Origin of the sequence: Klenkia taihuensis (assembly GCF_900112525.1) — a bacterium.
Taxonomy (GTDB): Bacteria; Actinomycetota; Actinomycetes; order Mycobacteriales; family Geodermatophilaceae; genus Klenkia; species Klenkia taihuensis.
On the sequence record NZ_FOMD01000003.1, the window covers coordinates 90,034 to 104,657 of the forward strand.

At 73.8% G+C, this 14,624-nt stretch carries 12 protein-coding genes; 9 read left to right on the plus strand and 3 right to left on the minus strand.

Annotation, left to right across the window (positions count from 1 at the left end; genetic code table 11):
• Nucleotides 1-117: 117 nt before the first annotated feature.
• From BM158_RS12530 to BM158_RS12545, 4 genes are all read left to right on the plus strand, one after another.
• Nucleotides 118-1,140 carry an LLM class flavin-dependent oxidoreductase gene (locus tag BM158_RS12530; protein WP_091559177.1) on the plus strand — a complete coding sequence of 341 codons (1,023 nt, stop codon included), beginning with the start codon at nt 118-120 and terminating at the stop codon, nt 1,138-1,140.
• A gap of 63 nt (nt 1,141-1,203) precedes the next feature.
• Nucleotides 1,204-2,973, plus strand: a complete 1,770-nt coding sequence (locus BM158_RS12535) for a bifunctional metallophosphatase/5'-nucleotidase (protein ID WP_207506520.1) — start codon at nt 1,204-1,206, stop codon at nt 2,971-2,973.
• Nucleotides 2,974-3,174: 201 nt separating this feature from the next.
• Nucleotides 3,175-3,624 carry an NUDIX hydrolase gene (locus tag BM158_RS12540; protein WP_091559183.1) on the plus strand — a complete coding sequence of 150 codons (450 nt, stop codon included), beginning with the start codon at nt 3,175-3,177 and terminating at the stop codon, nt 3,622-3,624.
• Nucleotides 3,625-3,706: 82 nt separating this feature from the next.
• On the plus strand, nt 3,707-4,939 hold the full coding sequence (locus BM158_RS12545) for a lipase family protein (protein ID WP_091559187.1): 1,233 nt from the start codon (nt 3,707-3,709) through the stop codon (nt 4,937-4,939).
• 59 nt (nt 4,940-4,998) lie between these two features.
• Here BM158_RS12545 and BM158_RS12550 read toward each other — a convergent pair whose 3' ends face one another.
• The 3 genes from BM158_RS12550 to BM158_RS12555 are packed head-to-tail and all read right to left on the minus strand — an operon-like array spanning nt 4,999 to nt 7,873.
• Nucleotides 4,999-5,979 carry a substrate-binding domain-containing protein gene (locus BM158_RS12550; protein WP_207506522.1) on the minus strand — a complete coding sequence of 327 codons (981 nt, stop codon included), beginning with the start codon at nt 5,977-5,979 and terminating at the stop codon, nt 4,999-5,001.
• Nucleotides 5,976-6,203 carry a putative antibiotic biosynthesis monooxygenase gene (locus tag BM158_RS21535; protein ID WP_131802038.1) on the minus strand — a complete coding sequence of 76 codons (228 nt, stop codon included), beginning with the start codon at nt 6,201-6,203 and terminating at the stop codon, nt 5,976-5,978. Before BM158_RS21535 ends, BM158_RS12550 begins: the two co-directional genes overlap by 4 nt.
• The gene (locus BM158_RS12555) at nt 6,200-7,873 is read right to left on the minus strand and encodes a thiamine pyrophosphate-binding protein (RefSeq protein WP_131802039.1); all 1,674 of its coding nucleotides are present in this window, start codon (nt 7,871-7,873) and stop codon (nt 6,200-6,202) included. Before BM158_RS12555 ends, BM158_RS21535 begins: the two co-directional genes overlap by 4 nt.
• Nucleotides 7,874-8,021: 148 nt before the next feature.
• On the opposite strand from BM158_RS12555, the gene BM158_RS12560 reads away from it, so the two are divergent.
• From BM158_RS12560 to BM158_RS12575, 5 genes are read left to right on the plus strand one after another with little or no spacing between them, the layout of a single operon-like run.
• Nucleotides 8,022-9,395: an SLC13 family permease gene (locus BM158_RS12560; RefSeq protein ID WP_091559194.1), complete on the plus strand. Its 1,374-nt coding sequence runs from the start codon at nt 8,022-8,024 to the stop codon at nt 9,393-9,395.
• 57 nt (nt 9,396-9,452) lie between these two features.
• On the plus strand, nt 9,453-11,564 hold the full coding sequence (locus tag BM158_RS12565) for a hydantoinase/oxoprolinase family protein (protein ID WP_091559198.1): 2,112 nt from the start codon (nt 9,453-9,455) through the stop codon (nt 11,562-11,564).
• A 1-nt stretch (nt 11,565) separates the two neighbouring features.
• On the plus strand, nt 11,566-13,554 hold the full coding sequence (locus tag BM158_RS12570) for a hydantoinase B/oxoprolinase family protein (RefSeq protein WP_207506524.1): 1,989 nt from the start codon (nt 11,566-11,568) through the stop codon (nt 13,552-13,554).
• The gene (locus BM158_RS22075; RefSeq protein ID WP_207506526.1) at nt 13,551-13,847 is read left to right on the plus strand and encodes a hypothetical protein; all 297 of its coding nucleotides are present in this window, start codon (nt 13,551-13,553) and stop codon (nt 13,845-13,847) included. The genes BM158_RS12570 and BM158_RS22075 overlap by 4 nt, the downstream gene beginning before the upstream one ends.
• Nucleotides 13,844-14,617, plus strand: coding sequence for an SDR family NAD(P)-dependent oxidoreductase (locus BM158_RS12575; RefSeq protein ID WP_091559201.1), 774 nt, complete (start codon nt 13,844-13,846; stop codon nt 14,615-14,617). Before BM158_RS22075 ends, BM158_RS12575 begins: the two co-directional genes overlap by 4 nt.
• Nucleotides 14,618-14,624 lie beyond the last annotated feature (7 nt).

Sequence of the window (14,624 nt, forward strand, 5' to 3'; positions counted from 1 at the left end):
CGCCGCCGGGGCCGGTGTCGGGGACATCGGGGCCCGTGACCGCCCGTGCACCCCGGGTTCCCCGGCATCGGGCCCCTCGCCGGGAACGTCGCGGGCCCCGCGGGGGTTCACCCGGGCGTGCCCACCGCTGACACGCCCCTGCAGAAGCTCGGCTTCCTCACCATCGGGACCTTCGACGGCGACGACCCGCGCCCCGGCATGGAGGCCTTGCTCACCCAGATCCAGCTGGGGGAGGAGCTCGGCTTCGACTCCGCCTGGCTGCGCCACCGGCACCTGCAGTACGGCGTCTCCAGCCCCGTCGCGATCATGGCGGCGGCGTCCCAGCGCACCTCGCGCATCGAGCTGGGGACGGCGGTCACGCCCCTGGGCTGGGAGAACCCGGTCCGGCTGGCCGAGGACCTCGCCACCGTCGACCTGCTCTCCGGCGGCCGGATCAACCCCGGCGTCAGCGCCGGGCCGCCCATGCGCTGGGACGACATCAAGGACCTGGTCTACCCCGACACCGCCGACGTCGAGGACTTCTCCTACACCCGCGTCACCCGGTTCCTGCGCGCGGTCGGCGGCGAGCCCGTCGCGACCGCCGGCACCCAGGGCATCGAGGTCTACTCCGACCGGGTCCAGCCGCACAGCCCCGGCCTGCGCGAGCGCGTCTGGCTCGGTGCGGGCAGCCTGCGGTCGGCCACCTGGGCCGCCGAGCACCGGCTCAACCTGCTCACCTCCAGCGTGCTGAGCGGCGCCGAGGGCACCGACTTCGCCGCCATCCAGGGCGAGCAGATCGCCGCCTATCGCGAGGCCCACCCCGAGGGCCGGGTGTCCCAGGGCCTGGTCGTCATCCCGACCGACACCGCCACCCGCGAGCAGCGGGAGAAGTACGAGGCCTACGCCGCGGCCCGGCTGCCGCGCACCCGCGAGCCGCAGGGCCCGGGCAAGCTGCTCTTCGCCCCGGACGTGGTGGGCACCTCGGAGCAGATCGCCGAGCAGCTGCACGCGCACGCAGGCTTCCGGCAGGTCGCCGAGGTGGCCTTCGCGCTGCCGTTCAGCTTCGAGCACGAGGACTACGTGCAGATCCTCACCGACATGGCCACCCGCCTGGGCCCGGCGCTGGGCTGGCGACCCCGGGAGTTCACACAGGGGGCCTAGGAAACGTCAGGCCCGCTCATTACCTTCGCTCAGGAACGCACCCGCGATCCTGAGGAGACCCCCGTGCGCAGACGCACACCCGTCGTCGTCGGCCTGGCCGCGGCGCTCGCCCTGGGCGCCGCCACCCCGGCGCTGGCCGCACCCGGCGGCCCCCGCCCCGGCGGTCCGGGCAGCCCCGGCCACGACGCGAACAGCCTGGACCTCACCCTGCTGGCCACCACCGACGTCCACGGCCGGGTGTTCGACTGGGACTACTTCCGCGACGCACCCTCGGCCGAGCCGCTGGGCCTGGCCCGCGCGGCCGGCGCGATCGACAGCGTGCGCGCCGAGCAGGGCGCCGACAGCGTGCTGGTCGTCGACAACGGCGACTTCCTGCAGGGCACCCCGCTGACCTACCGCGCCGCGCAGGACGACCCGGCCGCCGAGCACCCGATGGCCGCGGCCTACGACGCGGTCGGCTACGACGCCCAGGTCGTGGGCAACCACGAGTTCAACTACGGCCTGGACACCCTCGCGGGCTACACCGCCGACGTCGACCACCCGGTGCTCGGCGCCAACGTCGTCGACGCCGCCACCGGCGAGCCCGCGCTGCAGCCCTACACCCTGCAGCGCATGCACGTGCCCGGCCACAAGCCGGTCACCGTCGGCGTCCTCGGCCTGACCACCCCGGGTTCGGCGATCTGGGACCGGGACAACGTGACCGGCCTGGAGTTCCAGAACATGGTCACCGCCGCGCAGCGCTGGGTCCCCGAGGTCGCCGCGCAGGCCGACGTGGTCGTCGTGCTCTCGCACGCCGGGGTCGGCGGGACGTCGTCCTACGGGCCGGGCACCCCGACGGAGAACCCCACCGACGAGATCGCCCGCACCGTCCCGGGCATCGACGTCATGGTGGTCGGGCACAGCCACCGCGACGTCCCCGAGCAGCGGGTGGTCAACGAGGTGACCGGCGAGTCGGTGCTGCTCACCCAGCCCTACCGCTACGGCGCCAGCGTCAGCCGGGTCGACCTGGACCTGCAGAAGACCCGCGGCCAGTGGGACGTCGTCTCCACCACCGCCAGCTCGCTGCGCTCGGCCGACTACGCGCCGTCCGAGCGCGTGCTCGACGCCGTCCGGGCCGCCCACGAGGACACCGTCGCCTACGTGAACCAGGTCGTGGCCACCTCCACCGAGGAGCTGTCCGCGGCGACCAGCCGGTACGAGGACACCCCGATCCTGGACTTCATCGCCCAGGTGCAGGCCGAGACCGTCGACGCCGCGCTGGAGGGCACCCCGCAGGCCGACCTGCCGGTGCTGTCGGTCGCGGCACCCTTCAGCCGGGACGCGGTGTTCCCGCAGGGCGACGTCACCATCCGCGACATCGCCGGTCTCTACGTGTACGACAACACCCTGCAGGCGGTGGAGCTCACCGGCGCCCAGGTGCGCGACTACCTGGAGCAGAGCGCGACCTACTTCGCCCAGGCCCCGGCCACCGGCGACGTCGACCCCGCCTCGCTCGCCGGCGCCGGCGGCACCCCGGACTACAACTACGACGTGCTGTCCGGGGTCACCTACGACATCGACGTCTCCCGGCCCGCCGGTGACCGGATCACCCGGCTGGAGACCGCCGCCGGCCCGGTCGCCGACGACGACCGCTTCGTCGTCGCGGTCAACAACTACCGGCGCTCGGGCGGCGGTGGCTTCCCGCACGTCTCCACCGCGCCCGTGGTCTACGACCAGCAACTGGAGATCCGGCAGCTGCTCATCGACTGGGCGAGCGCCCGCGGGGTCATCGACCCGGCTGACTTCGCCGAGCAGAACTGGCAGCTCGTGCGGGGCGGCGTCCCGCTGGGCTGACGCGCTCCCGGTCGGCGGGCCCAGGGACAGCACGGCCCCGACCTGGCCTCGGGCCCGCCGACCGGAGAGTGACCCGCATGCGGACCACACCTCTCCTCGCCACCGCCCGGGCCGGCGCCGTCGGGCTCGGCGAGCAGGGGAGGGGACAGCCACCCGGGCACGGTTACCCGGCTGAGGTGGAGGTGGGTCCACGATGGGCCCGTGCCACGACGCAGCGCCGGGATCCTGCTGTTCCGCCGCGACCCCGAGCTGCAGGTGCTGCTCGGGCACATGGGCGGCCCGTTCTGGGTGCGCAAGGACGAGCACGCCTGGTCGATCCCCAAGGGCGAGCACGACGAGGACGAGGACGCCGAGGCCGCCGCGCGCCGGGAGTTCGCCGAGGAGACCGGCCACCCCGCGCCGGGGGACCTGCTGCCGCTCGGCGTCGTCCGAGGGGCCAAGGTGCTCACCGTCTGGGCCGCGGAGGGCGACCTGGACGCCGGCGCGGTCGTGAGCAACACCTTCGAGCTGGAGTGGCCGCCGCGGTCGGGCCGGGTGCAGAGCTACCCCGAGCTCGACCGGGCCGCCTGGCTCGACCTGGAGACCGCCCGCACCAAGATCGTCAAGGGCCAGCTGCCGTTCCTGGACCGGTTGGCCGAGCTGCTCGGCTGAGGAGGTCGGGCCCGTCACCCGGACCGGACCGGCTCGTTGGTGTGAGTGACCGTCACGGACGAACCGACACCGGAGTCGCCTGATGTCCCGCCGTCTCGCCCTCGCCGTGCTCACCGCCGGCGCCCTCGCGCTCACCGCGTCCCCCGCCCAGGCGGCCCCCGCCGTCGCCGAGCTGACCCCGGCCACCGTGGTCCCGACGCCCACCGCGCAGGTCGACCCGTTCTACGACCCGCCGGCACCCACCGGCGCACCGGGCACCGTGCTGCGCACCCGCCCGGCCGCCGTCCCGCTGGCCGGCGTGCTGCCGTTCACCGCCACCACGGTGCTCTACACCTCCACCTCGGCGACCGGGGAGCCCCAGGTCGTCTCCGGCACCGTCTTCACGCCGACCCTGTCCGGCAACGCGGGCACGGTGCTGACCATCGCGCCGGGCACCCAGGGCCTGGGCCCGCAGTGCGCGCCGAGCAGGCAGTTCGTCGCCGGCACCGAGTACGAGCTGGCCTCGGTCGCGGCCGGGCTGGCCCAGGGCTGGACGGTCGCCGTCACCGACTACGACGGCTACCTGAACGGTGGTTCCCCGACCTACACGACCGGTCCGGCGATGGCCCACGCCGTCCTCGACCTGGCCCGCGCCGCGTCCGCCGTCCCCGGGGCGCGCAGCACCGACGACTCCCCGGTGCTGCTGCAGGGCTACTCGCAGGGCGGCGGCGGTGCCGCGTGGGCCGCCTCGCTCGCCCCGGACTACGCCCCCGACCTGCACCTGCAGGGCGCAGCGGTCGGCGGGGTGCCGGCCGACCTGGGTGCCCTGGCCCGCAGCCTGGACGGCGGCCCCGCCGCGTACTTCGGCCTCCTCGGCGTCATCGGCCTGGACGCCGCCTACCCCGAGGCGATCCGGCTCGACGAGCGGCTGAACGACCGCGGCCGGGCCCTGGTGGCGCAGCTGCGCACCGAGTGCGTCGGCGGTCCCGGCACGCTGGCCAGCGCCTTCACCTCGGTGCAGGACTACACCGCCGACGGATCCACGCTCGAGCAGCTGCTGGCCGAGCCCGACATCGCCGTGGTCGTCGCCGCGAACGACCTCGGCGCCCGGCCGGCGCCGGCGGTGCCCGTCTACCAGTCGCACGCCGCGGCCGACGAGGTCGTGGCGCTGGGCCAGGCGCAGCAGCTGCACGCCACCTGGTGCACGGCCGGCGCGACCACCCGGCTGGACCTGCTGCCCGCCGAGCACGTGACCGGCCTGCCGCAGAGCCTGCCGCTGTTCGGCGCCTGGCTGGGCGCGCTGTCACGCGGCCTCCCGGTGGTCCCCGCCTGCTGACCCACGAGCCGGTGTCGACATGGCGACGAGTCGCCATGTCGACACGCGAGCCGTGCGCGCTACACCACGACCGACGAGAGCGACTCCGGGGCGAAGAGCTCTTCTGGGTCGTACCTGCGTGCCGCCAACCCCTGCTCGGCGGAGTAGCGGAGGAACGTGTCGAGGGTCGTTCGGTTGCGCTCGAGCCCGTAGGGCCACCAGTCCTTGCCCAGCACCTTCCGGGTCCGCTCGGCCTCCGCCCACGACCACGGCAGCGCCGAGGGCAGGGCCGCGGTCTCGGCGATGCCGGCCAGGCCGACCCGCTTTGCCTCCGCGCAGGCCTTGACCAGCTCCTGCGCCAGCCACCGGTACCGCTCGTGCACATCGCGCCGGATGACCAGCACGTGCATGACGGGGAAGACCCCGGTGCGCCGGAAGTAGTCGGCCTCCACCGCGGGCGCGTCGGCGAACAGCCTGCGGACGCCGGCGCCCAAGGTGCCCGGGTTGCGGGCGCTGTGCACGGCGTCGAGCTCGCCGTCGGCCAGCATCCGCGACAGGGTCGCGCCGGGCGGGATCGGCGCCACCTCGACGTCGGCCGGGAGGTCCAGCTGCACCTTCTCCACCCGGCCCGGTGCGTCCAGCCCGCCCGTGCGGTAGCGCACCGCCGACACGGGCAGGTCGTGGTGCTCGGCGAGGATGCCGCGCACCCAGACGGCGGCGGTGATCTGGTACTCGGGCACCCCCACCACGCCTCCGGCCAGCTGGGCCGGCTCGGTGACCGGGGAGTCGGTGGGCACGTACACGGCGCTGTGCCGGAAGGCCCGCGACGGGAACACCGGGACGGCGACGAAGGGCGCGCCGCGCGAGAGGGTGAGCGCGTAGGTCGACAGCGACAGCTCGGCGACGTCGAACTCTTGGTGGGCCACCATGCGGTGGAAGGTCTCCTCGACCGGCAGGTCCAGGCAGTTCAGGTCCACCCCGGCGACCTGCACGCGGCCGTCGAACAGCGGGCGGAACCGGTCGTAGGCCTGGACGGCCATGGTCAGGTGGGGGCGGGTCACGGCAACCTCCGGAGCAGCGCGGTGACGGCGGGGATGCCGACGAAGACGGCGAGCGGGACGAGCACGGCCGAGCTGGCCAGGGACTGGACGACCACCGGCAGGTGGCTCAGCGCCGGTGCGACCCAGAGGCCGTAGAGCACGGAGAACGGGAAGAGCCCGGCCCACACCACCAGCGCGGTCCGCCAGCGCGGAGCAGCCGTGCGCGGCGGCTGGGGGCGGCTCACCGGGCGGCCGGGGGCAGCAGGCCCGGCGGCAGGCCGTACATCTGGTCCTGCACCACCTCCACGACGGCCGGCAGGTCCTGGTCCAGAGCGGCCCGCAGGGCCGGCGCCACGTCCTCGTCGGTGGTCGCCCGGGCGCCGAAGGCCCCCAGCGACCGGGCGAACTCGGCGAAGTCGGGGTTGCCGTAGAAGACCCCGAGGTAGCGGCCGCCGTGCGCGGAGCGCTGCCGGTCGCGGGTGTTGCCGTACGCGTCGTTGTTGACCACCACGTTGACGGTGGGGATGCGTTCGCGCACCGCGGTCTCCAGGTCCTGGGCGACCATCCAGAAGCTGCCGTCGCCGCTGACGGTCACCACCCGGAGGTCCGGGCGGGCCAGCGCCATGCCCATCCCGGCCGGGAACCCCCAGGCCATCGCCCCGCCGGCGGACCCGGCGAAGCTGCCCGGCCGCGGGAGCCGGAGGTAGCGGTGGCTCCACGGGCCGAAGCTGGGCGCGTCCTGCACCAGCAGGTACCCCGGGGCGTCGGCCACCTCCTGCAGCGCCCGGACCAGCGCGGTGCTGCTGACCTTGCCGGCCGGGTCGTCGTCGGCCAGGGCGGGGGAGTCCAGCGACGTCGCCGCCAGGTAGCGCTCCCGCAAGCCCGCCAGCCGACCGGCCCGGCCGGGCGGCGGCGGGGGGAGCGCCTCGGCCAGCGCGGTGGCCGCCAGCCCCGCGTCGGCGACCATGCCGACCTCGGGGAGGTGCACGCGGCCGAGCTCGGTGGCGTCGACGTCGACGTGCACGATGCGGGCCGACGGGCCAACCAGCGTCCACCGCTTGGTGCTGAACTCCGAGAACCGGCACCCGACGGCGAGCAACACATCGGCCTCCCGCACGGTCTCCTCGGTGACCTCGTGCGCTCCGTACCCGAGGGCGCCCAGGAAGCCGGGGTGGTCGTGGGAGACCAGGGACTGACGCAACCAGGTGGTGATGACCGGCGCGGCGAGCCGGTCGGCCAGCCGGCTCACCTCCTCCGTGCGGCCGGTGGCGCCCCCACCGACGACCAGCACCGGTCGCTCCGCCGCGGAGAGCACCGCGACCGCGTTCTGCACCGCGGCCGGTGCGGGCGCCGGCGGGTGGGCGCGGACCCGGCGCGCCGGGCGCAGCCCGTCGTCGACCTCGGCCTGCAGGACGTCGAGGGGCAGCGAGACGACCACCGGGCCGGGCCGCCCGGTGACGGCGGTGCGGACGGCGCGCTGGAGCAGTTCGGGGATGCGGTCGGCCCGGTGGACCTCGACGGCCCACTTGCTCATGGGCGCGAACGTGGCGACGACGTCCATCTCCTCGAATGACCGGCGTTCCGTGATCGAGCCGGGGACCTGCCCGACCAGCAGCAGCAGCGGCACGGACTCGTCGTAGGCGTTGTGCACCGCGATCGCCGCGTTCGCGGCACCGGGGCCGCGGGAGACCAGCGCCACGCCCAGGCGCCCCGTCCGGGACGAGCCGTCGGCCATCAACCCGGCCACCTGCTCGTGCCGGGTGTGCACGAACCGGATGGTGTCCTGCCTGGCCAGGCTGTCGATGAGGTCCATGACCGTGGTCCCCGGCACGCCGGCGACCAGCTCGACGCCCTCCCGGGTCAGGCACTCGACCACGAGGTCGCTGCCGGTGCGGATGGATGGGTTCGTTCCCACGAGGCCTCCGGGGGGTTGGGCTGTGACGGTTGACACTTCGGGGCGACTATGCCAGAAATGACCTCTGCAGCGCAGAAAGAAAACCTGCGGATGCGTTCGCCGCCGCCCGGCAGTCGCCGTCGGCGCCTCCCCTCAGGCTGGAGCCCCCGTGTCCATCCACGTCATCGGTGTCGTGGCGCTCGTCCTGGTGTTCGTCATCGGCACCGTGCGGCCGGTCAACATCGGCGCGCTCGCGCTCATCGTCACCTTCTTCATCGGGACCCTCGTCGCCAACGAGAGCGTCGACGAGCTGCTCGCCGGCTTCCCGCCGGACCTGTTCGTGCTGCTGGTCGGGGTGACCTACCTCTTCGGCCTGGCCGCCGTGAACGGGACCCTGGAGTGGCTGGTCGACCGGGCCATCGGCCTGCTCGGCGACCGGCCGGCGCTCGTGCCGTGGTTGATCTTCGGGTTCTCCGCGGTCCCCACGCTGGCCGGCGCCCTCGGCCCGGCCGGGGTCGCCATGCTGGCCCCCCTGTGCCTGCGGCTCGGTGAGCGCTACGGCGTCGACCGGCGGATGGCCGCGCTGATGGTCATGCACGGCTCGTGCCTGGGGAACTTCTCCCCGCTCAACGGGCTGGCGATCATCGTCCGGCAGGTCGCCGACGCCAACGGCCTGCAGGTCTCGGCGGCCGAGCTGTTCTTCGGCAACGCCGCGTACAACATCGGGCTGGCCGTGGTCATCTACCTGCTGTTCGGCGGCCGGACCCTCCTCCGCCAGCGCCGGGACCACGTCGTCTCCGCCGGTGACCTGCAGGCCCGCACGGAGCCCGGACTCGAGGACCCGGTGGTGTCCGGGGTGGGCGGGGACCAGACCGCGGCCGGCCTGGCCGCCGGCGGCGGCACGCGCACCGCCACCCGGGCACCCCACGTGGCCCCGGCGCGCACCGCGCTGCGGCTGGACCAGGTCATCACCCTGGTCGTCATCCTCGGCGTGGCCGTCGGTGCGCTGGTCTTCGACCTGGAGATCGGGTTCCTCGCCCTCATCGCGGCGGCGCTGCTGCACCTGCTGTTCCCGCACCGGTTCGAGCAGGCCGACCGGCGCATCGTGTGGTCGGTCGTCCTGCTGATCTGCGGCGTCGTCACCTTCGTAGGCGCCCTGCAGCGCTACGGGACGATCGACGTCGTCGGCAACGGCATCGCCGGGCTCGGCAACCCGCTCCTGACGGCCTTCCTGCTGTGCCTCGTCGGCGCGATCACGTCGGCCTTCGCCTCCTCGGCCGGCCTGCTGGGCGTGCTCATCCCGCTCGCCGTGCCGTTCCTGGTGCAGGGCGAGGTCGGCGTGACCGCGATGGTCATCGCGCTGGCCGTGTCGGCCACCGTCGTCGACTCGACGCCGTTCTCCTCGGTCGGGGCCCTGACGCTGGCCAACGCACCGGAGGCCGATCGCCGGCCCCTCTTCCGCACGATGCTCGCCTGGGGCATGGCCATGGTCGTCACCGCCCCGGTCATCACCTGGCTGGTCTTCATCCTGCCGACCCACTGATCCTTCACCGCCCCCGACCCCGGGGGCCGGTGCACCTCGATGCGCCCAGGAGGCGGCATGCCCTACGTGATCGGCATCGACATCGGCGGGACGTTCACCGACGCGTTCGTCGCGGACGGCGGCGGGCGGGTGGCCGGCGTGAAGACACCGTCCACCCCACCGGACTTCGCCCGTGGCTTCCTCGCTGTCCTCGACGAGCTGTCCGTCGAGCTCGGCATCGACACCGGCGCGCTCCTGGCCGACACGCACTACATCGTCCACGGCACCACCTCCACGCTGAACGCGTTGGTGACCGGTGACGTGGCCAGGGTCGGCTTCCTGACCACGCGGGGCCACGCGGACTCCATCGCGATCATGAACCTCGAGGGCCGCTACGCCGGGTTGGGTGCGGACCGGGTGCAGGACATGGTCCGCACCGACAAGCCGCGGCCACTGGTCCCGCCGCAGCTGGTCCGCGAGATCGACGAGCGGATCGACCACAAGGGGTCCGTGGTCGTCGAGCTGGACGAGGAGGGGACCCGCCGCGCGGTTCGGGAGCTCGTGGCCGCCGGCGCCGAGGCCATCGCGGTGAGCCTGCTCTGGAGCTTCCGGAACCCGGCGCACGAGCAGCGTGTCGGCGAGATCGTGGCCGAGGAGGCACCCGGCCGGTACGTCGCGCTGTCCAGCGACGTCAGCCCGCGCATCCGGGAGTACGCACGCAGCGCCACCACGATCATGAACACCCAGGTGGGCCCCCGCCTGCGGGACTACCTGAGGCCCCTGGAGGCCGAGCTGCGCGACCTCGGCTTCGGCGGGTCCCTGCTGGTCATGCAGGGCTCGGGCGGGTGCGTCGACTCCGCCGACGCCCCGTCCCGGGCGATCACCACCATCGGCTCGGTGCTCACCGGTGGCGTGGTGGGCTGCACCCGCCTCGCCGACGAGCTGGGCCACCGCAACGTCATCTCCACGGACATGGGTGGGACGACGTTCCTGGCCGGTCTGGTCGTCGACGGCGAGGCGGTCTCCACCACCAGCACGGTGCTCGGCCAGTACCAGCTGAACGTGCCGATGGTCGACGTGCACACCATCGGGGCGGGCGGGGGCGCGATCGCCTGGGTGGACGCAGGCGGGAACCTCCACGTCGGGCCGCGCAGCGCCGGTGCCCGCCCGGGGCCGGCCTGCTACGGCGAGGGCGGGACCGAGCCGACCGTCACCGACGTCGACCTGCTGCTCGGGATCGTCAACCCGGACAACTTCCTCGGCGGTCGCAAGCAGCTGTCTGTCGACCTGGCCGCCGAGGCCGTCCGCACCCGGGTCGCCGAGCCGCTCGGGCTGTCGCTGGACGAGGCGTGCGCGGCGGTCTACGCGATCCAGAACGCGCAGACCGCGGACCTGGTGCGCAAGGTCGTGGTGACCTCCGGGCAGGACCCCCGCGACTTCGTGCTCTACGCCTTCGGTGGTGCGGGCCCGATGCACTGCGCCAGCTACGCCGCCGACCTGGAGATCAGCGAGGTCGTCGTCCCCCTCGGGCCGACCGCGGCCGTGTTCTCGGCCTACGGACTGGCCGCCTCGGACATCGTGCTGACCGCCGAGCTGTCCGCGCCGACCAACTTCCCGCCCGACCCGGCCGACTTCAACGCCGCGTTCGGCCAGCTGCGGGCCGAGCTCGATCAGCGGTTGGCCGACCAGCAGCTGCGCTTCGCCGACGTCGACTACCGGTCGGAGGCCGACCTCCGCTACACCATGCAGCTGGCGGAGGTGGCCACGGCTGTGCCGTCCGGGGACCTCGACGAGGCGGGTCTGGCCGGCGTCGGCGCGGCGTTCGGCCACCGCTACGAGCAGCTCTACGGCAAGGGGTCGGGGTTCGCGGAAGCCGGGCTGCAGTTGATCACCTACCGGACGCAGGCGGTCGGTGTGCTGCCGATCAGACCCCGTCTCACGCCGGTCGGCGCGGCGGAGGGGGGTGCCCGGCCGGTGTCCCGGCGGCGGGTGTTCCTCGACGCGCGCCGGGGCTGGCAGGACGCCGCCATCCACGACTACCGGGACCTGGCGGAGGGCCACGAGATCGCCGGCCCCGCCGTCGTGGAGGCCCCCACCACCACCGTCGCCCTGCCGGAGGGCTGCACCGGGCGGGTCGACCGGCTCGGCAACCTCGTCATCCGCTACACCCAGGCCCGAGAGGACAGCTGACGTGCCCGTCATCCCCGTTGCCGGTTCCGAGAAGTTCGCCAACCTCCCCGTCGGAGCTGAGGAGACCCGGCGCGCGGTCGGTGACTCCCTCCGGCTGCACGACGTCGCCAGCTCCGTCGTCGAGGGCCTGGACCCGCTGACCTACGAGGTCGTGCGGCACCGCCTGACCTCCATCACCGAGGAGATGGGCGAGGCGCTCAAGCGCATGTCGGGGTCGGTGGTGGTGACCGACTGCAACGACTTCGACGCCGCGATCATGGACGAGGTCGGCGACGTCGTCCAGGTCGGCCTCTACAACACCGAGCTGGCCGCGTCGTTGGACATGGCGGCCAACTGGACGCTGCGGAACCGGTGCGCGCGGCCGGGCATCGCACCGGGGGACATGTTCCTGTGCAACGACCCCTGGGTCGGCGGGGGCCTGCACCAGAACGACACCAGCCTCTTCGCGCCCCTGTTCGTCGACGGCGAGCTGTTCTGCTGGACCGGTGCGGTCGCCCACCAGGTCGACCTGGGCGGGGTCTCGCCGGGGAGCTGGTCGGTGGGGGCGACCGACGTCTTCTGGGAGTCCCTGCCCACACCGCCGATCAAGATCGTGGAGGGCGGTGAGATCCGTACCGACGTCGAGGACGTCTGGTTGCGGCGGTCCCGGGTCCCCAAGCTCGTCGCCCTCGACCTGCGGGCCAAGATCGGTGCGAACAACGTCGCGCACGAGCGGCTCACGGCGCTGTGCGCCAAGTACGGGGCCGACGTGGTCAAGGCGGTGATGCGCCGGACCATGGACGACGCGGAGCAGCGGTTGCGGGCCAAGCTCCGCGAGATCCCGGACGGTTCGTGGAGCTCGGTCGCCCACCAGGACTCGGCGCGCTCGGGGGACCGGGGGATCTACCGCATCGTGCTGACGCTGACCAAGACCGACGACCGGCTCGTCTTCGACTTCACCGGCACCGACCCGCAGGTGGACGGGCTGATCAACTGCACGTTCGCCGGCCTGCGCGGCGGGATCATGCCCGTTCTGCTCACCATGGTCTGCGGGGACATCCCGTGGGCCTGCGGCGGGATCTACCGTTGCGTCGAGATCATCAGCGAACCAGGGACGATCAACAACTGCACCTTCCCGGCCGGGATCGGCAAGGCGTCGGTGGCGTCGGGGTGGGCGACCACCAACGTGGCCACCGAGTGCCTGGCCGGGATGCTCGACACCCACCCCGAGCACCGCAAGCGGCTGATGAGCGTGTGCTGCGGCACCTGGGACTTCGCGCTGCTCGCCGGGGTGGACCAGCGGGGCGGTGGCTTCGTCACGATGCTGTGCGACTCCATGGCCGGGGGGCTCGGCGCCCGCTCCGACTCCGACGGGGTGGACACCGGAGGGTTGGCCTGCATCCCGATGGGCCGGGTGGCCGACGTCGAGATGAACGAGTTCGCCTTCCCCATGCTGTACCTCTGGCGCCGCGAGGAGCCCGACTCGGGCGGCCCGGGGCGGCACCGCGGTGGGGTGGGTGCGTCCAGTTGCTTCATCCCCCACGACAGCCCGCTGGGTGGGGTCCACCTCGTCGTGTCGGCGCCGGGCAAGGCCCTGCCCCTGGCGGGGGGTCTGGCCGGTGGCCTGCCGGCCGGCACCCAGTACGACGTCCTCGTGCGGGACACCGACGTGCACGCGAGGTTCGCCGCCGGCCGCATCCCGGCGTCCCTCGACGAGTTGGCGGGGACCACCGACCTCGTGCCCACCCACCACGAGACCGATCTGGGTCCGGCCGACGTCTACTTCACCCACTGGCAGGGCGGGGGCGGGTACGGCGACCCCCTCCGACGCGACCCGGCCGCCGTGGCCGACGACGTGGCCGCCCACAAGGTCTCCCCGGGGGGTGCGTCCGAGGTCTACGGAGTGGTGCTCGACGACCGGGGCGCCGTCGACGACGGCGCCACCACCGCACGCCGGGACGCGCTGCGCCGCAGCCGGGCCGGGCTGGACACCGAGGAGGTCCCGGCATGACCGTGCACATCGACGAGAACCTGGTGCAGGACGACGGCGGCGGGGTGAGCTGTCGGCACTGCGGGGCCGCTGTCGGGGTCGCGAGGCAACCGCTGCGCGACGCCCGGGTGCGGGAGTCCGACCCCCGGACCGCCGGGCCCTCGGTCCGGGCCGACGCCGGCCACTTCGCCGACCGGCCCGTGGTGCTCCGGCAGACGTTCTGCCCGGGGTGCCTGACCCTGCTGCAGTCGGAGATCGTCCCGGGCGACGAGCCGTCCGGCCGGACCCGGGCCGTGGCGGTGGTGGACCGGTGAGTGCCGTGCTGCAGGACCGGGTCGTCGTCGTCACCGGGGGTGCGCAGGGTCTGGGCCGCGCCTATGCGCAGCGGGTCGTCGCGGACGGGGGCACGGTCGTCGTGGCGGACCTGGACGAGCGGAAGGGGGCCGCCGTCGTCGACGAGCTGGTCTCGGCGGGAGGGGCGGCCTCGTTCGCGGCCCTCGACGTCGGGGACCCGGGGGCGGTCGCGGTCTTCGCCGACACCGTCGCATCGCGGTTCGGGGCGGTCCACGGACTGGTCAACAACGCCGCGATCTTCTCCACGATCACCATGCGCCCGTTCTGGGAGATCCCGGCTGCTGAGTGGGACCGGCTGATGGCGGTCAACCTGCGCGGCCCCTGGCTCGTGACCAGCGCGCTGCTGCCCGGCCTCCGGGAGGGTGCTCGGGTCGGGCAGGGGGCGAGCGTGGTGAACGTGGGTTCCGACGCGGTGTGGCTCGGCCGGCCCGGCTACCTGCACTACATCGCCAGCAAGGGCGGGGTGACCGGCATGACCCACGCGATGGCGCACGAGCTCGGGGGCGACCGGATCCGGGTCAACTCGATCTCGCCCGGTCCCACCTACACCGAGGTGCCGCGCTCGACCGTGTCCCCCGAGCAGCGGACCGCCATGCAGGCCGCGCAGGCGCTGCACCGCGACGCCGAGCCCGACGACATGGTCGGCGTGGTCGCCTTCCTGCTCTCCGACGACAGCCGGTGGATCACCGGCCAGACGCTCAGCGTGAACGGCGGCGTCCTGCACCGCTGACCCGCCG

Excerpts from the sequence above, each read along its gene's own strand:
- BM158_RS12545 (WP_091559187.1), top strand. The coding sequence starts at position 3,707 with ATGTCCCGCCGTCTCGCCCTCGCCGTGCTCACCGCCGGCGCCCTCGCG.
- BM158_RS12565 (WP_091559198.1), top strand. The coding sequence starts at position 9,453 with ATGCCCTACGTGATCGGCATCGACATCGGCGGGACGTTCACCGACGCG.
- BM158_RS22075 (WP_207506526.1), top strand. The coding sequence starts at position 13,551 with ATGACCGTGCACATCGACGAGAACCTGGTGCAGGACGACGGCGGCGGG.